The 20,852-nt window shown below is 60.9% G+C and carries 19 protein-coding genes; 15 read left to right on the top strand and 4 right to left on the bottom strand.

The window, feature by feature from the left end; all coding sequences use genetic code 11:
• The gene (locus tag LIX91_RS20515) at nt 1-1,350 is read left to right on the top strand and encodes a TolC family outer membrane protein (protein ID WP_003417572.1); all 1,350 of its coding nucleotides are present in this window, start codon (nt 1-3) and stop codon (nt 1,348-1,350) included.
• Here the strand turns inward: LIX91_RS20515 and solA are convergent, their stop codons facing one another.
• From solA to LIX91_RS20500, 3 genes are all read right to left on the bottom strand, one after another.
• The gene (gene solA / locus LIX91_RS20510; RefSeq protein WP_100072900.1) at nt 1,351-2,526 is read right to left on the bottom strand and encodes an N-methyl-L-tryptophan oxidase; all 1,176 of its coding nucleotides are present in this window, start codon (nt 2,524-2,526) and stop codon (nt 1,351-1,353) included.
• Nucleotides 2,527-2,968: 442 nt separating this feature from the next.
• Complete coding sequence (locus tag LIX91_RS20505) at nt 2,969-4,552, bottom strand: aldehyde dehydrogenase (NADP(+)) (protein ID WP_226489050.1); 1,584 nt, start codon at nt 4,550-4,552, stop codon at nt 2,969-2,971.
• Between the two features lie 263 nt (nt 4,553-4,815).
• The gene (locus LIX91_RS20500) at nt 4,816-5,706 is read right to left on the bottom strand and encodes a LysR family transcriptional regulator (protein WP_032702967.1); all 891 of its coding nucleotides are present in this window, start codon (nt 5,704-5,706) and stop codon (nt 4,816-4,818) included.
• A 104-nt stretch (nt 5,707-5,810) separates the two neighbouring features.
• Between LIX91_RS20500 and LIX91_RS20495 the strand changes: the two genes are divergently transcribed.
• Nucleotides 5,811-6,350: a GNAT family N-acetyltransferase gene (locus LIX91_RS20495; RefSeq protein ID WP_100072903.1), complete on the top strand. Its 540-nt coding sequence runs from the start codon at nt 5,811-5,813 to the stop codon at nt 6,348-6,350.
• A gap of 113 nt (nt 6,351-6,463) precedes the next feature.
• Complete coding sequence (locus LIX91_RS20490) at nt 6,464-7,108, top strand: TetR/AcrR family transcriptional regulator (protein ID WP_003417568.1); 645 nt, start codon at nt 6,464-6,466, stop codon at nt 7,106-7,108.
• Nucleotides 7,109-7,146: 38 nt separating this feature from the next.
• Here the strand turns inward: LIX91_RS20490 and LIX91_RS20485 are convergent, their stop codons facing one another.
• Entirely contained in the window at nt 7,147-9,888 is a 2,742-nt protein-coding gene (locus LIX91_RS20485; protein ID WP_226489049.1) for a beta-glucosidase, read from the bottom strand.
• A 494-nt stretch (nt 9,889-10,382) separates the two neighbouring features.
• Here LIX91_RS20485 and LIX91_RS20480 point away from each other — a divergent pair, with 494 nt between their 5' ends.
• From LIX91_RS20480 to gspD, 12 genes are all read left to right on the top strand, one after another.
• A complete protein-coding gene (locus tag LIX91_RS20480) occupies nt 10,383-10,610 on the top strand; it encodes a hypothetical protein (protein ID WP_017278752.1) in 228 nt (75 codons plus the stop codon).
• A gap of 83 nt (nt 10,611-10,693) precedes the next feature.
• Entirely contained in the window at nt 10,694-12,418 is a 1,725-nt protein-coding gene (gene gspE, locus LIX91_RS20475) for a type II secretion system ATPase GspE (RefSeq protein ID WP_003411582.1), read from the top strand.
• On the top strand, nt 12,415-13,617 hold the full coding sequence (gspF, locus tag LIX91_RS20470; protein ID WP_003417566.1) for a type II secretion system inner membrane protein GspF: 1,203 nt from the start codon (nt 12,415-12,417) through the stop codon (nt 13,615-13,617). The genes gspE and gspF overlap by 4 nt, the downstream gene beginning before the upstream one ends.
• A 25-nt stretch (nt 13,618-13,642) precedes the next feature.
• Entirely contained in the window at nt 13,643-14,074 is a 432-nt protein-coding gene (gspG, locus tag LIX91_RS20465) for a type II secretion system major pseudopilin GspG (protein WP_003317918.1), read from the top strand.
• Nucleotides 14,075-14,082: 8 nt separating this feature from the next.
• A complete protein-coding gene (locus tag LIX91_RS20460; RefSeq protein ID WP_003411575.1) occupies nt 14,083-14,517 on the top strand; it encodes a prepilin-type N-terminal cleavage/methylation domain-containing protein in 435 nt (144 codons plus the stop codon).
• On the top strand, nt 14,517-14,888 hold the full coding sequence (locus LIX91_RS20455; RefSeq protein ID WP_003343408.1) for a type II secretion system protein: 372 nt from the start codon (nt 14,517-14,519) through the stop codon (nt 14,886-14,888). Before LIX91_RS20460 ends, LIX91_RS20455 begins: the two co-directional genes overlap by 1 nt.
• Nucleotides 14,885-15,517, top strand: a complete 633-nt coding sequence (locus tag LIX91_RS20450) for a prepilin-type N-terminal cleavage/methylation domain-containing protein (protein WP_003411570.1) — start codon at nt 14,885-14,887, stop codon at nt 15,515-15,517. Before LIX91_RS20455 ends, LIX91_RS20450 begins: the two co-directional genes overlap by 4 nt.
• Entirely contained in the window at nt 15,514-16,248 is a 735-nt protein-coding gene (locus tag LIX91_RS20445; RefSeq protein ID WP_003411568.1) for a general secretion pathway protein GspK, read from the top strand. Before LIX91_RS20450 ends, LIX91_RS20445 begins: the two co-directional genes overlap by 4 nt.
• The gene (locus LIX91_RS20440; RefSeq protein ID WP_099314496.1) at nt 16,245-17,339 is read left to right on the top strand and encodes a type II secretion system protein GspL; all 1,095 of its coding nucleotides are present in this window, start codon (nt 16,245-16,247) and stop codon (nt 17,337-17,339) included. The genes LIX91_RS20445 and LIX91_RS20440 overlap by 4 nt, the downstream gene beginning before the upstream one ends.
• Nucleotides 17,314-17,925 (top strand): type II secretion system protein GspM, encoded by a 612-nt coding sequence (gene gspM, locus LIX91_RS20435; RefSeq protein WP_003343405.1) that lies wholly within the window; start codon nt 17,314-17,316, stop codon nt 17,923-17,925. The genes LIX91_RS20440 and gspM overlap by 26 nt, the downstream gene beginning before the upstream one ends.
• The gene (locus tag LIX91_RS20430) at nt 17,922-18,452 is read left to right on the top strand and encodes a general secretion pathway protein GspN (protein WP_003417561.1); all 531 of its coding nucleotides are present in this window, start codon (nt 17,922-17,924) and stop codon (nt 18,450-18,452) included. Before gspM ends, LIX91_RS20430 begins: the two co-directional genes overlap by 4 nt.
• Nucleotides 18,452-20,779 carry a type II secretion system secretin GspD gene (gene gspD / locus LIX91_RS20425; protein ID WP_003405006.1) on the top strand — a complete coding sequence of 776 codons (2,328 nt, stop codon included), beginning with the start codon at nt 18,452-18,454 and terminating at the stop codon, nt 20,777-20,779. The genes LIX91_RS20430 and gspD overlap by 1 nt, the downstream gene beginning before the upstream one ends.
• Nucleotides 20,780-20,852: the final 73 nt, after the last annotated feature.

The raw sequence follows: 20,852 nt of genomic DNA, 5'->3' as shown, positions 1-20,852 counted from the left end.
ATGTTTCGCCATCCCCTTAAAGCCGCTTTGCTGACGGCCATTCTGCTGGGCACTGCACCCTTGAGCCAGGCCATGGGGCCGTTTCAAGTCTATGAACTGGCGCTTCGCAATGACCCGGTTTATCTGGGCGCGCTGAAGGAGCGCGACGCGGGCCTGGAAAACCGGGTGATCGGTCGTGCCGGCTTGTTGCCCCGCGTGTCATACAGCTACAACAAGGGGCGCAACGATTCCAAGGCGACCCTCAAAGGCAGCGCTCAAGACACCACTGACCATCGCCACTACAACAGCTTTGGTTCGAGCCTGACGGTTCAGCAGCCATTGATCGATTACGAGGCGTACGCTAATTACCGCAAGGGACTGGCCCAGGCGCTGTTTGCCGACGAGACCTTTCGCAGCAAGAGCCAGGAGTTACTGGTGCGGGTGTTGACCCTGTACACCCAGGCGCTCTTCGCCCAGGACCAGATCAATATCGCGCGTGCCAAGCAGCAGGCGTTCGAACGCCAGTTCGCGCAGAACCGGCAGATGTTCGAGCGGGGAGAGGGCACGCGCACCGATATTCTCGAAGCGGAGTCGCGCAACGAACTGGCGATTGCCGAGCAGATCGAAGCCAGCGATGAGCAGGACGCGGCCTTGCGCGAACTGGCGGCGTTGCTGGGCGAGCCGAGTATCGATGTCGCGCAGCTGGAGCCCTTGAGGGACAGCTTTCAGGCGTTGGTTCTCGCACCGTCCAGCTTTACTGAGTGGCATGCGCTGGCCATGGCCAACAGCCCGATCCTGGCCTCGCAGCGTCAGTCCCTGGAAGTGGCGCGATACGAGGTGGAGCGCAATCGCGCGGGGCATCTGCCGACGGTGAATGCCTACGCAAGTATTCGTCAGAACGAATCGGACAGCGGCAACACCTACAATCAGCGTTACGACACCAACACGATAGGCATCGAGCTCAGTCTTCCGCTGTACGCCGGAGGGGGCACCAGCGCCTCGGTGCGCCAGGCCAACAGCAAGCGCGAGCAGGCTGAATACGAGCTGGAGGGCAAGACCCGCGAAACCCTGATCGAGCTGCGTCGCCAGTTCAACGCCTGTGCGTCAGGGGTGAGCAAGTTGCGCGCCTATCAGAAGGCGCTGATCTCGGCGCAGGCACTTGTCGAATCGACCCGCCAGAGCATTCTGGGTGGCGAGCGCATCAGCCTGGATGCCCTCAACGCCGAGCAGCAGCTTTACAGTACCCGTCGCGATCTGGCGAAAGCCCGTTACGACTATTTGATGGCCTGGATCAAGCTGCATTACTACGCCGGCACCTTGCGTGATACCGATCTGGCGCGCATCGACGAGGCGTTCGTGGTGGCGCGCTGATCAAGCCTGCCTGGCGAAGCGTTGCAGTGAAAAGGCCGAGAGATCCACATCGCTCTCGCCTTCGATACAGCGTTGCGCCAGCGCCAGTCCGAGCCCGGCCGAATGCTTGAAACCGTGGCCGGAACAGGCCGAGACTACCGTCACGTTTTTCAGGTGCGGGTGTTCATCGATGATGAAGTGGCAGTCCGGAGTGACCGTGTAAGCGCACACCGAAGACTTGACCACCTTTGGCGTCAGTCCCGCAATCCTGCCCTGCACCTGGGTGCGAAACATTTCCTGTTCTTCCCGCGCGGTAATGGTGCGGTCCAACCGGTCAGCCGCTGACGTCTCGAGGTATTGCTCAGTGGCGACCTTCATGCTGTTTTCACCGGGCAGCGGCGGGAAGCCGTAATTGACATCGGCGTCGCCCGGCCCGTGAATCAGGATGAAGCTTGGCGACCGCGCAGCAAAGGCAGCCTCGTGCTGCAACTCGAACCAGAACAGCTTTTGCCGGCACACCCGCAGCAGGTCGCTGAACGGTGCACCGAGCAAATCGGCCGACCACATGCCCGCGCTGACCACGACCTTGTCGGCGATGATCGAGCCCTTGTCAGTGGTGATTCGTACCTGATCGCCATGCGCCTGCAGTTGCGTGACCGTTTCGTGGGTCAGCAAACGCGCGCCGTGTTGCCTTGCCAGCTTGAGCTGTACGGCGATGCAGCGCTCGGGCCGAACGAATCCGCCTTCAGGTTCAAAATAGCCGATGGCGCTATCCAGCACAGGAGCGAACTGAGGAAAGCGCTCGCGAATCGCTGCAGCCGCCAATACCTCGTGCTTCACCCCATACGTGCGGGCCAGCGCGATGGTCTGATGGGTGAAGTCGTTGACGTCCTCTGGATCGTAAGCGGCGCTTGAAGTCATCACCAGCACACCGCACTGCTCGAACAGCGACTCGCCGCTCAATGCTTCAAGTTCGCGCCAGATGCGCTGTGAGCTGCGCACCAGTGGCAGGTATTGCGGCCCTTCACCGGCCGACAGCCGCGTGATGCGGGTATCGCCGTGACTGGAGCCTTGTGTGTGCGGAGGGTCGTAGCGGTCGATGCCAATCACATCGACTCCAGCCTTTGCCAGTTGATAGGCAGTGGCTGCACCCATGGCACCCAGGCCGAGTACGGCCACTTTACAACGCTGTTGCATAGGGGAGCCTCGATAAATCGTCTATCTCACTATGGACAGCCTGTCGAATCAACCGCCAAACGTGCATAAGGTTATGTCAGGCGGCCTCGTGGGCCATTACAGATGCCATCACACCGGGATTGCAGGCGCCCGTCAAAAATTTACGCTTGCACTGCTCAGGGTTTTTAAGGTCCGAAATCGATGAAAAGTTGTCCACGGAAATCGTGGGTATGTCTGTGGGTAACTTTTTGAAACCCTTGTTACACGTGGCTTACAGCTGTGTGGTTATTTTATGAACAGCCCCTGTCTTGCACTTCTATGGTGCTGCCGTCAGGGTACAAAAGCGGTCCGCTATAAGCGACTTCGGGCACAAAAAAGAAATATTTTCCAAAAAAAAGCGCGACCCTCATCAGGTCGCGCTGCTGTGTTGCGGATGCTGTGTTACGGATCCAGCCGATGGCGATTACGCGACAGGCTGATCACTCCATTCGCCATTGACCAGGCGACGCAGGCCCAACGGGTTGGCGTTCTGCAACGCAGGTGGCAACTGGCTGTCCGCCAGGTTCTGATAGCAGACCGGGCGCAGGAAGCGGTCGATGGCCAGGGTGCCCACCGAAGTACCGCGTGCGTCCGAGGTGGCCGGGTACGGGCCGCCGTGAACCATGGCCTCGCAGACCTCGACACCGGTCGGGTAGCCGTTGAACAGAATGCGCCCGACTTTCTCTTCGAGAATCGGTTGCAGCCAGCTGTACTGGCTCAAGTCCGCAGGCTCGCCGATCACCGTTGCAGTCAGCTGACCACGCAAGGCTTGCAGCGCGTCCTTCAACTGCGCATCGTCAGCGACTTCGATCAGCAGCGTGGTCGGGCCGAAGACTTCCTCTTGCAGCAACTGATCACCGTTCAGTAACAGGCTGACGTCAGCCTTGAACAACTGCGCCTGAGCCTGCTTGCCTTCCTGTGGCTTGCCGGCCAGATGCGTCACGCCAGGATGCGAAAGCAAGTGTTCCACACCCTTGCTGTAACTGCGCAGGCCACCCGCGTTAAGCATGGTCTGCGGAGCCTGACTGCCCATCTGTTCGGTCAGTTGCTCGATGAATGTCGAGAACGCCGGGGAGCGCAGGCCGATGACCACGCCGGGGTTGGTGCAGAACTGACCGGCACCCATGACCACCGAGCCGGCAAGCTCCTTGGCCACGGTTTCACCACGTGCCTGCAAGGCGCCTGGCAGCAGCACGACCGGGTTGATGCTGGACATCTCGGCAAACACCGGAATGGGTTGTGGACGCTCGGCAGCCATTTTGCACAACGCGTTGCCACCGTTCAGCGAGCCGGTGAAACCGACCGCCTGGATGGCCGGGTGCTTGACCAGGCCTTCGCCAACGCCGTTGCCGAAGATCATGTTGAACACGCCTTTGGGCATCTGCGTACGCTCGGCAGCGCGAATAATGGCGCTGGCCACCAGATCGGCAGTCGCCATGTGACCGCTGTGCGCCTTGAACACCACCGGGCAACCGGCGGCCAGTGCTGCTGCGGTATCACCGCCCGCAGTGGAAAACGCCAGCGGGAAGTTGCTTGCCCCGAACACGGCAACCGGGCCCACACCGATGCGGTACTGGCGCAGGTCGACGCGTGGCAGCGGCTTGCGATCCGGCAGTGTCAGGTCGATCCGTGCGCCGACGAAATCACCGCGACGCAGAACCTTGGAAAACAGACGCATCTGACCACTGGTGCGACCGCGCTCACCCTGAATACGCGCCTGGGGCAAGGCGGTTTCCTGGCAGACGATGGCGACGAAGTCATCGCCCAGCCCGTCGAGCTCGTCAGCAATGGCGTCGAGAAAATCGGCGCGACGGGCCGGGCTCAACTGACGAAATTCCGGGAATGCAGCCTTGGCAGCCAGTGCCGCAGCGTCGATTTCGCCGTCGGTGGCCTGATGAAAGCTGTAAGGCAGTTCTGCGCCGGTGGTGGCATCCAGGCTTTTTTGCAGGCTCTGGCCCAAAGCGCTGCGGCCGCCAGCGATGAAGTTCTGGCCGAGAATGTTAGGCATCGGTATCTCCTGTTGTTTTGAGGTTGGAGGTCGGCAGGGAAAGTATCCGGACCGGCGCTCCTTATGGGTTGCCGAGTTGCTTTACAGATTGTCATTGATGGGGCGTCTAAAAGCAGGCCAGCCATCATGTTTTCAGTTAACAGTGGGCAGTCATCGTACAACCTGATTCGCTGCCTGTGCAACTGTCGACCTTATTTGCCAGGCCGAGTGCCTTTGCTCTTTATAGTGCATGGGCGCAATCAAGCCTCTATCGTGGCGCGCCTTCATGACCTTTTGAGGTCTTGCAGCGCGTCCAGCACCTGACGCAGCGCCTTGCTGACCGGTTTGTCCTGGCGCAAGGCGATTCCCAACGTGCGACTCAGCGCTGTTGCCAGGGGTAGCATCTGCAAGCCGCGGCGATGGTGCAGCGCAGCAACGGCCATTCGCGGCACGATGCTGTAGCCCAGGCCTGCAGCGACCATTTCCTTGATCGCTTCGATGCTGCCCAGTTCCATGACCGGTTTTACCCGGATCCCGGCGTGCAGGAACCATTCGTCGATCAGCAGGCGCGTGCTGCTGCCTGCTTCAAATACCACCAGTGGCTGTGCGCTGAGGCGCTCCGGGGTCATGTGTGCCGGCATCGGTCGCTGGCTGCTGGCGAAAATCGCCACGAACTCATCTTCGAGCAGCGGTGTGATGTGCAGGCTGCGGCCGGAGGCGGGCAGGGTGACCAGTGCCAGGTCCAGAAGGTTTTCTTCGACCGCCTTGAGGATGCCGTCGGTGTTGCCGGTGCTGACGCGCACATCCAGTTCGGGGAAGCGCCGACGCAGCGCCTGCAACATGGGCGGCAGCAGATGGATGCAGGCTGTTGCGCCGGTGCCGATGGCGACTTTCCCGGCAATGCCGCTGGCATGGCTGGACAGCGCCTGCAGGGCGTCTTCGACCACCCCATCAATGCGCGCGATATGCTCAAGCAGTACATTGCCTGCGGAGGTCGGTTTGAGGCGTTTGCCAACCCTTTCTATCAGTTGCAGCTTCAGTTGATCTTCCAGTTGTCGCACGTGCAGGCTGACCGCCGGCTGAGTCAGGTGCAGACGCTCTGCCGCCGCAGAAAAACTGCCATGGGCGATGACCAGCGAAAACGTGTGCAGATGGTTTAGGTTCAGCCGACGCATGACAAAGTATTTCTTATGCTGTGGATGACAAATCATAGCTTTTTTAATGTCGTGGCGAGCGGCATCATTGCGGCCATTCACAGACATTCGTACAGAGCTCGGACATGACTTCAACCTTTGACCTGCGTGAAGCCCGCGACGATGACATGCCCGCTGTACAGGCGATCTACGCTGATCACGTGCTGCACGGGATTTCCAGCTTCGAGCTGGAGCCGCCTGACCTGGCCGAATTGCTGCAGCGTCGTCGCATGGTCCTCGCCAAAGGCTTGCCGTATATGGTCGCCGAGCGCGATGGAGAAATTGTCGGCTATGGCTATGTCACGCCGTATCGGCCACGTCCAGGCTACCGCTTTACCGTTGAGGACTCCGTGTACGTGCGTGATGGACTCGGCGGTCAGGGGATCGGCCAGGCGTTGTTGAGCGCCCTGGTGCAGCACTGCGAAGCGGGCGGCTGGCGGCAGATGATTGCGGTTATCGGCAATAGCCAGAATATCGCGTCGTTGCGCCTGCATGAGCGACTTGGCTTTCGCAGGGTCGGCGTGTTCGAATCGGTCGGTTTCAAGCATGGCCGCTGGGTAGATACGGTGCTGATGCAGCGCATGCTGGGCGAAGGCTGGGGCAGTGTTCCGGTGGAGCGCACCTGACCCTGCCATGGCTCTGCTGTACAAGATGAAATTGTCGAACAATCTGGCTCAATAGCGTTGCCAGCGCTTGCCTGAATCGTTAGGGTACGCGGCTGTTCAAGAAGGAGCCTGATATGACTCGGCATGACCCCACGGAAACGGGCACGGCAGTCACCCGACAGCGACGCGCGCCAAAGGGCGAAAAGCGCCGCGAAGAACTGCTCGATGCGGCCCTGCAAGTGTTTTCCCTTGAAGGCTATACCGGCGCTTCAGTGGCCAAAGTGGCAGCCATCGTCGGTATTTCCGTCGCCGGATTGCTGCACCATTTTCCGAGCAAGATCTCGCTGCTGATGGGCGTGCTGGAGCGACGCGACGAGGTCAACGGCCGAATCGCTGCCGAAGTCCGCACCGATAACACCCTGACCGGTCTGCTCGGCGGCTTGCGCGCGATCAACCGCTCCAACGCTACGGCGCCCGGCGTGGTACGTGCGTTTTCGATCCTCAATGCGGAAAGTCTGCTGGAAAACCAGCCTGCCTTTGAATGGTTCCAGACGCGCTACGAGCGTATTCATGCGCACTTGCTGGGACAGTTTTCGGCCTTGGTGGCGCGCGGGGAGGTACGTGCGGATGTGGATCTGGACAAGATCATCCGGCAGATTCTGGCGATGATGGATGGCTTGCAGATTCAGTGGTTACGCTTTCCCGATCAGGTGGATCTGGTCGAGTGTTTCGATACCTACATTGCGCAGGTCGATGCAGCGGTAAGGGCTCGTCCCTGAGCCTTTATTTGTCCGTTTACCCTTCAGTCAGCTAATGCTTACTCAACGGTCTGCTTGAATACACCGCCGGTCTTGACCGGTGGTTTCTCGACCAGAACCGAGTTCAGAGCGGAGCGTGGCAGCGGGTTGCTGGTGGTGGTCGACAGTTCCTGACGGAACGAGTTGACCAGCTTGGCGTTCAGGCGGATGTCCTGCGACGACGAACCGAGCGAGATGTTGAAGGTGTCGGCATCGACCACCCACTGCTTGCTCTTCTCGTCGAAGTAGGCCAGCGAGCGGTCATTCAGCTCGATGGTCACACGCTTGCTTTCACCCGGCTTGAGGAACACCTTCTTGTAGCCTTTGAGTTCCTTGATCGGACGCTCGACTTTCGGGTTCTGCTGGCCCACGTACAACTGAGCGACTTCCGAACCACCGACCTTGCCGGTGTTGCTCAGGTCGAAGGACACCTTGATCGGCGTGTTGCCGACCGCGACGCCCGGCGTGACCTTGATGTTGCTGTAGCCGAACGTGGTGTACGACATACCGTAACCGAACGGGTAGAGCGGCTTGATGCCTTTCTTCTCGTATCCGCGATAACCCAGCAGCAGGTCATCCTTGTAATCCATGTCGGTCAGAGTGTTCTGATTGTCGAATTTCGGGAAGGAAGCGTAAGCCGGGTTGTCTTCGATGTTGCGTTCGATACTGATCGGCAGCTTGCCCGACGGGTTGACCTTGCCGAACAGGATCTCGGCCAGGGCCTGACCACCGTTCTGACCCGGGTAGAAGGCGTGCAGCGCTGCTGGAACCTGTTCGATCCAGTCGCTCATCTTCAGACCCGTACCGCCATACATGGTCACCACGGTATTGGGGTTGACCTTGGCGATGTTCTGGATCAGCTCGTTCTGAAACTCAGGCAGATCGAAGCTGTGGTCGAAACCTTCACCTTCGTATTCGTTGCTGTTACCCACGGCAACCACAACGGCGTCATAGCCGGACAGGTCCTGAGGAGCGTTCAGCGAGGCGGAGCTCAACTGCACACCTACCAGGCCGCCCATGGTCGACAGGTAGCCTGCACGGCGCGAGTACTCGAGCTTCACGTCGTAAGACTGGCCCGCTTCCAGATTGATCTTGGCGAACTCTGGAATGGTTGGCGGAATGCTGTTGCCCGGAAGCGGCTTGCCGTCACCGTTGTCGATGATTTTCTTGCCGTTGACCCACAGACGTACGGCGCCGTCGGCACGTACCTTGAAGACCTGCTCGCCGCTCTGGGTCGGGGTGACCTTGCCGGTGTAGCGAATCGAAGTCGACGATGTATCGCCATTCAGCTGGCCAGCGGTCGAACCTTTGGTGGCGTACGGATCGGACGTCGACGTGTTGCTTTCGAACGGCAGGTTCTTGTCGTTGGCCCAGTCCAGGTCAACGTGCTTCTCGGTACGGGTGACCGCTGCATCACCAGACCAGTTGGTGTTGCTGAAGTACTCGACCTTCATGCCCTGGACTTCATTGCCAGTTGCGTCGGTGGTGGTCCAGGCACTGGTGCTTGGGTCCAGCGACAGGCCTTCGATGAAGTCGACCTTGGCGTTAGGCGCGATTTGCTGCAGGCCGCTCAATTCGCTGACGTAATGGCTGGCCATGACGTTGGCGCTGCCGAAACCGGTCGGTGGCGAGTACCTGGCCAGGGTGCCGACAACGGCGATTTTCTTGACTTTCTGCTTGTCCAGCGGCAGCAGGTTGTCCTGGTTTTTCAGCAGTACGATACCTTCACGCGCAGCGTTCAGAGCAACCTTGTTGCTGGTCGAGCTGTTCATGTTGTGCGTGGTCAGCGGCGTCTTGCTGTCGAACTTGTACAGGTAGATCTGCTTGAGAATGCGACGGACCTTGTCGTCGATGGTCGCAGCGCTCAGGTCGCCGGCGTCCAGATGCGGCTTCAGCACGGAGCTGTTCATCTGGTAGCCCATCATGTCCAGATCGGTACCGGCGCGGGCAGCGTTGAAACCGTGAACGACAGCGTTGTAGTCGCTCTGTACGAAGCCTTTGAAGCCCCATTCCTTCTTCAGGATCTGGGCGATCAGGTGCTCGCTTTCGCAGGCGAACTCACCGTTCACTTTCTGGAAAGCGCACATCATCATCGCCACGTTGCCGTTTTTCGACGACGATTCGAACGCAGGCAGCGACATTTCGCGCAGCACGCGCTCTGGCATTGTCTGGTTCAGATTGAAGCGGTTGCTTTCCTGATCGTTAGCCGCGTAGTGCTTGGCGTTGGCCCATACACCACGAGACTGGATACCGTTGATGACACCTGGTGCCAGGCTGGCGCCGAGGAACGGGTCTTCACCGGAGAGGTATTCGAACGCACGGCCGCCGTACGGCATGCGGTACAGGTTGACGCCGGGGCCAGTGATGAACTGGTAGCCGCCGACGGCAGTGTCATAACCCAGCGCGCGGCCGAGGTCGATGGCACGACGCGGGTTGAAGGTGGCGGCCAGGTTAGGGCCGGACGGGTAGACAACACCCTGATCGTTGCCTTCGCTGGTGTAGCGCACGCCCACACCGCCGTCAGCGCCGTGGATCTGCGGGACGCCGTAGTTGGTCAGCGGCTTGACGTCCCAGCCGCCGGTGCCGCCAATGTAGGCCAGCTTTTCTTCCATGGTCATCTTGGCCAGGGTTTTCTGTGCGGCTTTTTCGGCGCGATCTTCACGCCCTTGTTGTACGGTAGGGTCAGCGGCGTGCACCTGGGATACTGCCAATGCCAGCAAGGCCAGCGCCGAGTGCGCGCCTATCATCTTTCGCTTGTTCATATTGCTCTCCAACTGCGTTTCAAATAACTGTCTGCCTGCGCACGTGCGCAGGATAAATACGTTCTTATTTACTGCTTTCGGCCAACTTTTCTGTGGGCAACAGTTTCCCGTCGTCGCGTTTATTCCCTGTTTCAAGGGCGCGAGGTAGGACTCCTTAGTTGCCGTATTAGTTTTGTTTGGCGTTTCTTTTTTTACTTGCCTAGAGCCATCACCTTGGCATCATGTGATGGCGTTTTGAATCTACAAAACGATACAATTAAGTATAAAACAAGGCATAAATGTCAAATAAAAGCGTATTTTTCTTTGATTTGGTAATTTTTCTTTACATCTGAGGAACTCTTGTTAAACCTACTGGTCGATGGGTTTAAGATTTTTCAGGATGAAGAAAGACGGCTCGCAAGTTGCGACATATGCTGTGCGCTAGTGCTTGACCGGTTTCTACAACTGCCCCGCTTTTTTGCGGGGCTCTTTTTGTTTTTTGAGGAGTTACTACGATGAAATTTTCCATGATGAGTGCCGGTGTGGTGTTAGGTCTTGCCCTGAGTGGTGCAGCCTTTGCCGATGACGCGACGGATGCAGATGCAACTTCCGGCGCCAGCGACGAGACCGTGATGACCCAGACTCAGGACGCCAAGGCAGCGCAGAAGGCGCAAAACCAGAAGACCGAAACGACAAAAGGCGGCCGCCCGCAGAACGCAACCCCTCAAAAGCAGTCAAACTGATCGTTTGAAGCCTTTGAGCGCAGCACTCTCCGGTCGGAGAGTGCTGTAATATGTCCCTCCGAAGTAGCAAAATGCCCTCATTCATGCCGTCAGCTCCCGTCGAAGTTTCCCGTCTGCTCATTCCGGATGCCCAGCAGGTTTGCGCCTGGCTGATCGAAAATGCCGGTCTGAAAACGGCCGATCTGGAGCGCGCGCAGCGCTTGCAGCAGGAGTCGGAAGGCACTGAGCTGCTCGGGCTGCTGACGCGTCTGGGCCTGGTTTCCGAATTCGAACTGGCCCGCGCATGGGCGGCATTGCTGCAGGCACCGTTGTTGCTCGCCGACGCCGTACCACCACTGCTGGATCCTTTGCCGCCGCTGACCGAACGCTTCATGCGCCACTATCAAGTCGTGCCGGTAGGCTGGAGCGATCAAGGCCTGCAAGTGCTCAGCGCCAACCCCGGCACGCTGTACCCGTTTCAGGCCATCGCCTACGCCTGCGAGGTGCCGGTGCGACTGTCCATTGGCCCGCGCAACGAGGTCGAAACCCTTATCGAGCGCTACTACGGGCAGGGCCGCTCGGCGATGGGCACCCTGATCGAGAACCTGGATGAGGAGGGCGGCTCGCTGGAAGACATCGAGCACCTCAAGGACCTGGCCTCCGAAGCGCCGGTCATTCGTCTGGTCAACCTGATCCTGCAACGCGCGGTCGAACAGCGTGCGTCCGACATCCATATCGAGCCCTTCGAGAGCCAGTTGAAGGTGCGCTATCGCATCGACGGGGTGTTGCACGAAGCCGAAGCACCGCCGTCCAGCTCTTCGGCGGCGGTGATTTCCCGGGTGAAGATCATGGCGCGGCTGGACATCGCCGAGCGTCGTCTGCCGCAGGATGGCCGGATCATGCTGCGCATCCAGGGCAAGGAGCTGGACCTGCGGGTATCGACAGTGCCCACCAGCTTTGGCGAATCGGTGGTCATGCGTCTGCTGGATCGACAGACCATCAACTTCGATTTCCCGAGCCTGGGTTTCGATGGCGAACGGCTGGACGAATTTCTCGACGTGCTGGAGCGTCCGCACGGCATTCTGCTGGTCACCGGGCCGACCGGTTCCGGCAAGACCACCACGCTGTATACCGCGCTGTCACGGCTCAATACGGCCGAGCGCAAGATCATCACCGTTGAAGACCCGGTCGAGTATCAGCTCGAAGGTATCAACCAGATTCAGGTCAAGCCATCCATCGGCCTGGATTTCGCCGGAGCGCTGCGCTCCATCGTGCGTCAGGACCCGGACGTCATCATGATCGGTGAGATGCGTGACCTGGAAACCTGCCGTATTGCCATCCAGTCCTCGTTGACCGGTCACCTGGTGCTCTCGACGCTGCACACCAACAGCGCGGCGGCGAGTATTACCCGCTTGCTGGACATGGGCGTCGAAAGCTACCTGATCGCGTCGACGGTCAACGGGATTCTGGCTCAGCGCCTTGTCCGTCGCCTGGACCCGGCAACCCGTGAAGCCTTCGATGCGCCACCGGAGCTGATCGCTGAACACGGGCTGGAGCGTTTCACTGACGAGCGGCCCATCCGTCTCTATCGCCCGCGTGCCGATGCACCCGGCGGCGGCTATCGCGGGCGCAGTGCGATCACCGAACTGCTGGTGATGAACGAAGAACTGCGCAGCCTTTTGATGCGCCACGCCGACGCCTCGACGCTGGAAGAGGCTGCCCGACGTGGCGGTTTGCGCACGCTGCATGAAGAAGGCCTGCGTCAGGCCGTGGCCGGGGTGACTTCGCTGGAAGAAGTGCTGCGCGTCACCCGTGGTGAAGGCACATGAGTCTGTTCAAGTACCGCGCGCTGGATGCTCAGGGTGCGCCGCAGAATGGCACGCTGGAGGCCCGAGATCAGGACGCCGCCATTGCCGCGTTGCAGAAGCGTGGCCTGATGGTCCTGCAGGTCGATGCTGCCGGTCTGGGCGGTTTGCGCCGTGCGCTGGGCAGTGGCTTGCTCAATGGCGCGGCGCTGGTCAGCTTTACCCAGCAGCTTGCGACGTTGCTCGGTGCAGGGCAACCGTTGGAACGATCGCTTGGAATTCTGCTCAAACAGCCTGGGCAACCGCAGACCAAGGCGTTGATCGAGCGCATCCGCGAACAGGTAAAAGCTGGCAAGCCGCTGTCCGTGGCGCTTGAAGAAGAGGGCAGCCAGTTTTCGCCCCTCTATATAAGCATGGTCCGCGCCGGTGAAGCCGGTGGTGCACTGGAAAGTACGCTGCGCCAGCTGAGCGATTACCTGGAGCGCAGCCAGTTGCTGCGTGGCGAGGTGATCAACGCGCTGATCTATCCGGCCTTCCTGGTGGTAGGCGTGTTGGGTTCCCTGGCGCTGTTGCTGGCCTACGTCGTGCCGCAGTTCGTACCGATCTTCAAGGATCTCGGCGTGCCGATTCCGTTGATCACCGAGGTCATTCTCAACCTCGGAGAGTTTTTGAGCGACTACGGGCTGGCGGTGCTGGCGGGCCTGATCGCATTGATCTGGGGCATGGCCATTCGCATGCGCGACCCGCAGCGTCGCGAGCGCCGTGATCGCCGCTTGCTGGGCATTCGGGTGATCGGTCCTTTATTGCAACGCATCGAGGCAGCACGTCTGACTCGAACCCTCGGGACGCTTTTGACCAATGGAGTGGCGTTGTTGCAGGCGCTGGTGATCGCTCGCCAGGTCTGTACCAATCGTGCCCTGCAAGCGCAGGTCGAGCAGGCGGCCGAGTCGGTCAAGGGTGGCGGTACGCTGGCCAGCGCATTCGGCGCGCAGCCGTTGTTGCCGGATCTGGCGCTGCAAATGATCGAGGTCGGCGAACAGGCTGGCGAACTGGATACCATGCTGATGAAGGTCGCCGATGTGTTCGACGTCGAGGCCAAGCGCGGTATCGACCGCATGCTGGCCGCGCTCGTACCGGCGCTGACGGTGGTGATGGCGGGCATGGTCGCGGTGATCATGCTGGCCATCATGCTGCCGCTGATGAGCCTGACCAGCAATATCTGAATTCATGAAACAGGAAACCATTCCGATGACTTTTAGCCGTACACGTTTCAAACCCGCTCGTCGACAGGGCGGTTTCACGTTGCTGGAAATGCTCGCCGTTATCGTTCTGCTGGGCATCGTTGCGACCATCGTCGTGCGTCAGGTGGGCGGCAACGTCGACAAGGGCAAGTACGGCGCAGGCAAGGCTCAACTGGCCAGCCTGGGCATGAAGATTGAAAGCTACGCGCTGGACGTTGGTTCGCCACCCAAGACCTTGCAGCAATTGACCGAGAAACCGGGCAATGCGTCGAACTGGAACGGCCCTTATGCCAAGCCTTCGGACCTCAAGGATCCGTTCGGCCATGCATTCGGCTACCGCTTCCCTGGTCAGCACGGCAGCTTCGACCTGATCTTCTACGGCCAGGACGGTCAGCCGGGCGGCGAAGGCTACAGTGCCGACCTGGGCAACTGGGAGTAAAGCTCGGCATGAGAACGCCTGTCGCAAGCCGGGGTTTTACCCTCATGGAAATGCTGGTGGTGCTGGTGTTGATGAGCATCGCCGTCGGTCTGGTGGGTTTCGGTCTGCAACAGGGTTTGAGCACCGCCAGTGAACGGCGCGCGGTCGGCGACATGGTCGAAGCGCTAAGGGCCACCAGAGTGCGCGCGATTGTCACCGGTCAGCCGGCGCGCACCGAGTTCAACCTGCGCAAGGCGACCTTCAAGGCGCCCGGCAAGCGCGAGATGCACTGGCCGGAAAGTCTGCGCGTGACCATGCAGACGGCGTCCGATCTTGGTTCCGCTGTGGAGTTCTACCCGGACGGCGGCTCCAGTGGTGGCAACGTGGTGGTCGCTGACGGCGACCGACGCTGGCGTATTGATATTGGCTGGCTGACCGGCAGCGTCCAGGTCCGGACGCTTTAATGAAAACATCGCAGTCGGGGTTCACCCTGCTGGAAATGCTTGCTGCATTGACCGTCATGGCGGTGTGCAGCGGTGTTCTGCTGGTGGCGTTCGGGCAAAGTGCGCGCTCCTTGCAGCAGGTGTCGCGCAGTGACCGGCTGAGCCATGCGGCACGCACGATAATGGATCAGGAAAGCGCCGGTCCGCTGGAAAACGGTACGCGAAAGGGAGAGCTCGCAGGCATCGACTGGACACTGGATATCCGTCAGCTGCCCGGTGCCAATGGTCAGGCGAGGATGTTTCGCCTCGACCTGATGCTCAGTGAGCATCAGCGCAAGGCGCAGTTCAGCACGTTTAAATTGCGCGGCGCTGTCAGCGGTGCGGGGTCATGAGGGGCACTCAGCGTGGCTTCACGCTGCTGGAAGTGCTGCTGGTGATCAGCCTGCTTGGCGTGCTGCTGGTGCTGGTTGCCGGGGCGTTGCTGGGCGCCAATCGTGCGGTGCTCAAGGCTGAGCGCTACACCGTGAACCTGGACGAGATCCGCGCCGCGCAAGCGTTTCTGCGCAGCTCGATCGCTCAGGCGCTGCCGCTGGACACGTCTGGCGAAGATGACGTCAACAGTGGTTTTTTTGAAGGCTCGGCGCAGCAGTTGCGGTTTGTCGCAACGCTGCCCGGCGAGTTGGGCGGCGGTATCCAGGTTCACAGCCTGGAGCTCAAGGGGCCGCAAGAGCATCGGTCTTTGCAGGTGTCGTTCGCTCAGGTTCAGTCCAGTGCGAATGGCATTGCCCTGAAACCCTGGGGTGAGCCTCAGGTATTGCTGCAAAACGTCGAGTCGCTGACGTTCAGTTATCGCGGGCTGACGCCCAAGGGCAAGCCGACCGGCTGGATGGCCGAATGGCCCTGGCCGAATCGCTTGCCGGGTGCAGTGCGCATCGATATGCAGACCCATGGCGCGGTGAAATGGGTTTCTGAAGTGGTGGCCTTGCGTCTGGACCTGTCCGGCGGGGCGGGCGGCGAATGAACGTGACAGGCCGATCGCAGCGCGGTGTTGCGCTGCTGGTGGTGCTCTGGGTGCTGGCACTGTTGAGCCTGTTGCTCGGCGGGCTGGCCGGGTGGGTGCAACTGGAGAGCCGGCAGTCGCTCTGGTTACGGCAAAATACCCAGGCGCTGATGGCGGCCGAAGCTGGCATGAATATGGCTGTACAGGGCTTGCTCGATCCTGCACAGCGCAAACGCTGGATTGCTGACGGGCGTGTGGTCTCGTTGCGTATGGATGACACGCAACTGCTGGTGAGCATCAGAAGCGAGCGCGGCAAGCTGGACCTCAACAGCGCGCCGGTTGCTGATATATCGCGCCTGCTGCAGGCCTGTGGCGCGGCTAAAAATCAGGCCAGCGGTATTGCTCAGGTGCTGGAGTCGCAGCGCAATGGCGGTCAGTCACCGCTGCGGGTGGTAGAGGAAGTTCGTCAGCTGGCGGGCATGAGCCAGGCGCTGTATGCCCGGTTGTTGCCGGAAATAACATTGTGGAGCGGTCTGGATCGGCCCGACCCGGCGTTCGCTTCGGCGTTGCTGCGTCGGGCCTTGAACCTGCCGAACCAGAGCGCGGTCGGGGCCGACCCCGGTGAGGTCCTGGCCATCGACACGCGCGCAGAACGACCGGGTGGCGTGACCGCCCTGTTACAGACCACGGTTTTATTGAGCCCATCGGAGGGAGGCGCACAACCCTACAGGGTGTTGCGTTGGCAAGAATGAATTCATCAGTTTCTGCACGTCTGGCGCCTGTTTACGCGTTACGCGAACAGGTCGCCCGGCAGTGGCGTGGCAGTCCGGCGCAACACGCCTGGCAGTGGTGGGTGACGGAGCTTCGCGCCTGCCTGCCGCCGCGTGTGCGTCGATGGCTGGGCCGCGAGACCGTGGAGCAGACGCTTGTCTGGCCGTTGGTCGAGCCGCTGCCCGATGCATCGCCTCAGGTGCGGCGGGTGTTGCTGCTGCCGCCCTCGGCTGTGCTGTTGCAGACCTTGCAGCTTCCTGCGGCTGCGGCACGCAATCTGTCGACCGTGGTCGGCTACGAGCTGGATCGTTTCACGCCATTTGACGCGGGCCAGTTGTACTTCGTCGCCCGTCAGGACAGTCGTAGCGCCAGCTTTGTGCAGGTCACGCTGGTGGCAATCCTGCGCGAGCGGCTGGACGCGATACTCAGTGAGTGCGCCGAGCGTGGCTTGCGTCCCGATGCTGTCGATGTGGGCACTCACGTGGGTGCTGACAATCTGGCTGCAGGGCAGCGCATGGGGATTGATCTGCTGCCGATGCCACTGCGTCCGCAGCAATCGCGCTCCGGCCATCGCTTGCAGCGCGGGCTGATCTGGCTGTGTGCCGGTCTGCTGCTGAGCGCCATGTTGCTGTGGCTGAACGATCGGCAGAGCCTGCTCGAGGACATGCAGGCCAGCGTCAAGGCGCAGAAGGCTCAGGTTGGCGAGGTCCAACAACTGCGCCAGCAATTGACCAACACCTTGGGCGCCGCCAATTACCTGCTGCGCCGTAAGGCTGCGCAGCCGCCGCTCTCGGCGCTGCTCAGCGAACTGACCGCCTGCCTGCCTTCGGACACCTGGATCGAGCATCTGGAAATCAGCGACAGTGCCGAGGTGGCCTTTTCCGGGCAGAGCGCCAAGGCCAGTGCGCTGATCGGCCGCGTCAAGGACTGCCGAAGTCTGGATAATGCGCAGTTTCAGGGGGTGATCCAGCCCGACACCAAAACCGGCAAGGATCAGTATTCCCTGCGCGCGCATTTGCACCAGAACCAGCAGCAGGAGAACGCCGATGCGCCGTCCACTGACAAGCCGTGAGCGGCGGGGCGCTGCCCTGATGATTCTGGCCCTGGTGCTGTGCCTGGCTTACTGGTTGTTGATCGACAGCTGGTTCGCCGGGCCGCTGCGCGACATCAACGAGCAGACCGACCAGTTGCGCGAACAGCAGCAGCGCTACGCTGGCCTTTTGCAGCAGGGTGATTCGTTGCGCGAGCAACTGGAGCAGGCCCGCCGTGATCCGGCCAGCAGCACCAGCCTGCTGCCGGGCGAAGATCCCAGTGCCGTGGCTGCTGATCTGATGCAGCGCATTGCCGACCTGATCAGCAGTCAGGCCAGCACCGGCGGCGGCTGCGAGTTGACCCAGCGCATGCCGATCACCCCGGAGCAGGACAGTGCCGAGCCGTATCGGCAGGTCAAGGTCAGCCTGACCCTGAACTGCGCCATCGAACCACTGACTGCCATCCTGCATGCGCTGGAGTATCAGCGCCCGTTTCTGTTCATTGACGAGATGAGTATGCGTCGCGACGCCAACGCTCCGGCCAGCGGTGCTGCCGGCAAACTGGTGGTGCACCTGCTGGTGCGCGGCTACCTGCAACCGGCCAGTGCCGGGGAGGGCGAGCAATGATCGGTTCACTGCGTCCGCTGGAGTGGGCACTGCTGGCTTTCGCCGCAGTGCTGGCAGCCTTGATCGCACTGGTCTTCAGCGGCGCTGCGCATTCACCGGACTGGCTGCCCGAGCAGGCGCCGCGCAACCCGGTCGATCAGAGGGCGCAGGTCCACAGCGCGCCGTCGGCGACACTCGACAGCCTCGCCAATACCTGGAAAACCCCGCTGTTCAGTCCTGATCGCAGCCCTGACGTGGCCGTTCGCAAAGCCGATGCGCAAGCCACCAATCTGGCTGGCCTGACCCTGACCGGGGTGATCATGGACGGCTCGCTGCGTGTGGCATTGCTCAAGCAGGCCAGCGGTCCGGCATTGAAAGTCCGTCAGGGCGATCGCTTGCCCAACGGCTGGACGCTGGACCGTCTGGAGCCCACTCAGGCCACGTTCAAACTCGATGACCGCACGCAAGTCCTGCGCCTGCCCGCGCTGCGTCTGCCGCCGCCGTCGAATACACCGCCGATTACCTTAACCAACGATTCCACCCTGTGATGGGTACCTTTTCTGGAGTTCCTGCCATCGCTACCTTGCGCACACCCTTGCTTTGCCTGGCCACCGCCGTCGCCCTTGGCGGCTGCGCGTCACAGTCAGACACACTCGATCCCGACAATGGCATGCTGCAGGAAGCGCTCCAGGGAACCGGTTCACAACGCCCGCCGGTAGACCCGCGCAGCGAAAGACCGCCCGTCGAGCCACCTTCCCAACAGACGACCAGCTCGCCGCAGCGGCAGATCATCAAAGGCAACCAGCGTTTCATCCGTCAGCCCGCCGCTGCTCCCGCAGCGCGTCAGGCCGAGACCGGTGACATCGTCTTCAACTTCACCAATCAGCCGATTCAGGCGGTGATCAACAGCATCATGGGCGATCTGCTGCACGAGAATTACAGCATTGCCCAGGGTGTGAAGGGCGATGTGAGCTTCTCGACGTCCAAGCCGGTCAACAAGCAACAGGCGCTGTCGATTCTCGAGACGCTGCTGTCCTGGACCGACAACGCGATGATCAAGCAGGGCAACCGCTACGTGATCCTGCCGTCGAACCAGGCGGTGGCGGGCAAGCTGGTCCCGGAAATGCGCGTTGCGCAACCTTCGGCGGGCATGTCGGCGCGGCTGTTCCCGCTGCGCTACATCTCGGCGACCGAGATGCAGAAGCTGCTCAAGCCGTTCGCTCGCGAAAACGCTTTCCTGCTGGTCGACCCGGCGCGCAACGTGCTCAGCCTGGCGGGTACGCCCGAAGAGCTGGCCAACTATCAGGACACCATCGACACCTTCGATGTGGACTGGCTCAAAGGTATGTCGGTCGGAGTCTTCGGCCTGCAGCGCGCTTCGGTCGGCGAACTGATGCCCGAGCTGCAGAAAATGTTCGGCCCGGAAAGCGGTATGCCGCTGGCGGGCATGGTGCGTTTCCTGCCGATCGAGCGGACCAACTCGGTGGTGGCGATTTCCTCGCAGCCTGAATACCTGCACGAGGTCGGCGAGTGGATTCACACCATCGATGAAGGTGGTGGTAACGAGCCGCAGATGTACGTGTATGACGTGCGCAACATGAAGGCCACCGATCTGGCCAAATACCTGCGGCAGATTTACGGCACCGGCGCCATCAAGGAAGACGCTGCGGCCAAGGTTGCACCGGGCCTGCGCACCACCACCTTGTCATCGCTCAACTCCAGTGGCGGCAGCGGTGTGGGCGGCATGAGCAGCTCCAACGGGCTGGGCGGTACCGGCAGCGGCCTGAGCAATGGCGGAGGTTTTGGCAACAGTCAGGGCATGAACAACAGCCAGACCAATGGCGACAGCGAATCGGAAGGTGACGATCAGAGCAGCGGCGATTCGGATTCGGCCAGCCAGGACGGCAGCGGGTCTGGCGGCAACAACAAGTCTCTGGACGCCAGCACGCGCATCACTGCGCAGAAGAGCAGCAACCAGTTACTGGTGCGCACCCGCCCGGCGCAGTGGAAGGAGATCGAGTCGGCCATCAAGCGCCTCGATAATCCGCCGCTGCAAGTGCAGATCGAGACGCGCATTCTGGAAGTCCAGCTCACGGGCGAGCTGGATATGGGCGTGCAGTGGTACCTCGGGCGTCTGGCGGGCAACTCGGGTACGACCGGCAACGTCACCAACACCTCAGGCAGTCAGGGCGCGATTGGTACTGGCGGGGCGGCGCTGGCCTCTACTGACGCGTTCTTCTACTCCTTCGTCAGCAACAACCTGCAAGTCGCCTTGCGGGCGCTGGAAACCAACGGCCGCACCCAGGTCCTGTCGGCACCGTCGCTGGTGGTGATGAACAACCAGCAGGCGCAGATTCAGGTTGGCGACAATATCCCGATCAGCCAGACCTCGATCAACACCAACTCTTCCACCGACACTACATTAAGCAGCGTCGAATATGTGCAGACCGGCGTGATTCTCGACGTCGTGCCGCGCATCAACCCGGGCGGGCTGGTGTATATGGACATTCAGCAGCAGGTCAGCAGTGCTGACACCGATACCACTGGCAACGACGCCAACGGCAATCCGCGTATCTCCACCCGCTCGGTTGCCACGCAGGTGGCTGCGCAGAGTGGTCAGACCGTACTGCTGGGCGGTTTGATCAAGCAGGATAACGCCGAGTCGGTCAGTGCCGTACCTTATCTGGGACGCATCCCTGGCTTGAGATGGCTGTTCGGCAATACCAGCAAGTCCAAGAACCGTACCGAACTGATCGTGCTGATCACGCCGCGGGTCATTACCAGCAGCAGCCAGGCGCGTCAGGTGACGGATGATTACCGTCAGCAGATGCAGCTGATCAAGCCGGAAGTTTCGCGGACCAGCATGCAGAACTGACACTGTGCTGGTTTCTGCTACCACGCCCACTCACGACGCTGCCCGTTGGCAGCGTCAAACAGAGGTGATGAAC

This window comes from Pseudomonas sp. B20 (assembly GCF_020515755.1).
GTDB classification, from domain to species: Bacteria; Pseudomonadota; Gammaproteobacteria; order Pseudomonadales; family Pseudomonadaceae; genus Aquipseudomonas; species Aquipseudomonas syringae.
The sequence above is the reverse complement of the archived record's forward strand: the minus strand, read 5'-3'. Positions and strand labels throughout refer to the sequence as shown.

What these genes read in the sequence shown, in the direction of transcription:
- LIX91_RS20505 (WP_226489050.1), bottom strand. Translation starts at nt 4,552, where the DNA reads ATGCCTAACATTCTCGGCCAGAACTTCATCGCTGGCGGCCGCAGCGCT.
- LIX91_RS20430 (WP_003417561.1), top strand. Translation starts at nt 17,922, where the DNA reads ATGATCGGTTCACTGCGTCCGCTGGAGTGGGCACTGCTGGCTTTCGCC.
- gspD (WP_003405006.1), top strand. Translation starts at nt 18,452, where the DNA reads ATGGGTACCTTTTCTGGAGTTCCTGCCATCGCTACCTTGCGCACACCC.
- gspF (WP_003417566.1), top strand. Translation starts at nt 12,415, where the DNA reads ATGAGTCTGTTCAAGTACCGCGCGCTGGATGCTCAGGGTGCGCCGCAG.
- LIX91_RS20490 (WP_003417568.1), top strand. Translation starts at nt 6,464, where the DNA reads ATGACTCGGCATGACCCCACGGAAACGGGCACGGCAGTCACCCGACAG.
- LIX91_RS20460 (WP_003411575.1), top strand. Translation starts at nt 14,083, where the DNA reads ATGAGAACGCCTGTCGCAAGCCGGGGTTTTACCCTCATGGAAATGCTG.
- LIX91_RS20450 (WP_003411570.1), top strand. Translation starts at nt 14,885, where the DNA reads ATGAGGGGCACTCAGCGTGGCTTCACGCTGCTGGAAGTGCTGCTGGTG.
- LIX91_RS20445 (WP_003411568.1), top strand. Translation starts at nt 15,514, where the DNA reads ATGAACGTGACAGGCCGATCGCAGCGCGGTGTTGCGCTGCTGGTGGTG.
- LIX91_RS20440 (WP_099314496.1), top strand. Translation starts at nt 16,245, where the DNA reads ATGAATTCATCAGTTTCTGCACGTCTGGCGCCTGTTTACGCGTTACGC.
- LIX91_RS20485 (WP_226489049.1), bottom strand. Translation starts at nt 9,888, where the DNA reads ATGAACAAGCGAAAGATGATAGGCGCGCACTCGGCGCTGGCCTTGCTG.
- LIX91_RS20480 (WP_017278752.1), top strand. Translation starts at nt 10,383, where the DNA reads ATGAAATTTTCCATGATGAGTGCCGGTGTGGTGTTAGGTCTTGCCCTG.
- gspE (WP_003411582.1), top strand. Translation starts at nt 10,694, where the DNA reads ATGCCGTCAGCTCCCGTCGAAGTTTCCCGTCTGCTCATTCCGGATGCC.
- LIX91_RS20495 (WP_100072903.1), top strand. Translation starts at nt 5,811, where the DNA reads ATGACTTCAACCTTTGACCTGCGTGAAGCCCGCGACGATGACATGCCC.
- gspG (WP_003317918.1), top strand. Translation starts at nt 13,643, where the DNA reads ATGACTTTTAGCCGTACACGTTTCAAACCCGCTCGTCGACAGGGCGGT.
- LIX91_RS20500 (WP_032702967.1), bottom strand. Translation starts at nt 5,706, where the DNA reads ATGCGTCGGCTGAACCTAAACCATCTGCACACGTTTTCGCTGGTCATC.
- gspM (WP_003343405.1), top strand. Translation starts at nt 17,314, where the DNA reads ATGCGCCGTCCACTGACAAGCCGTGAGCGGCGGGGCGCTGCCCTGATG.
- LIX91_RS20515 (WP_003417572.1), top strand. Translation starts at nt 1, where the DNA reads ATGTTTCGCCATCCCCTTAAAGCCGCTTTGCTGACGGCCATTCTGCTG.
- solA (WP_100072900.1), bottom strand. Translation starts at nt 2,526, where the DNA reads ATGCAACAGCGTTGTAAAGTGGCCGTACTCGGCCTGGGTGCCATGGGT.
- LIX91_RS20455 (WP_003343408.1), top strand. Translation starts at nt 14,517, where the DNA reads ATGAAAACATCGCAGTCGGGGTTCACCCTGCTGGAAATGCTTGCTGCA.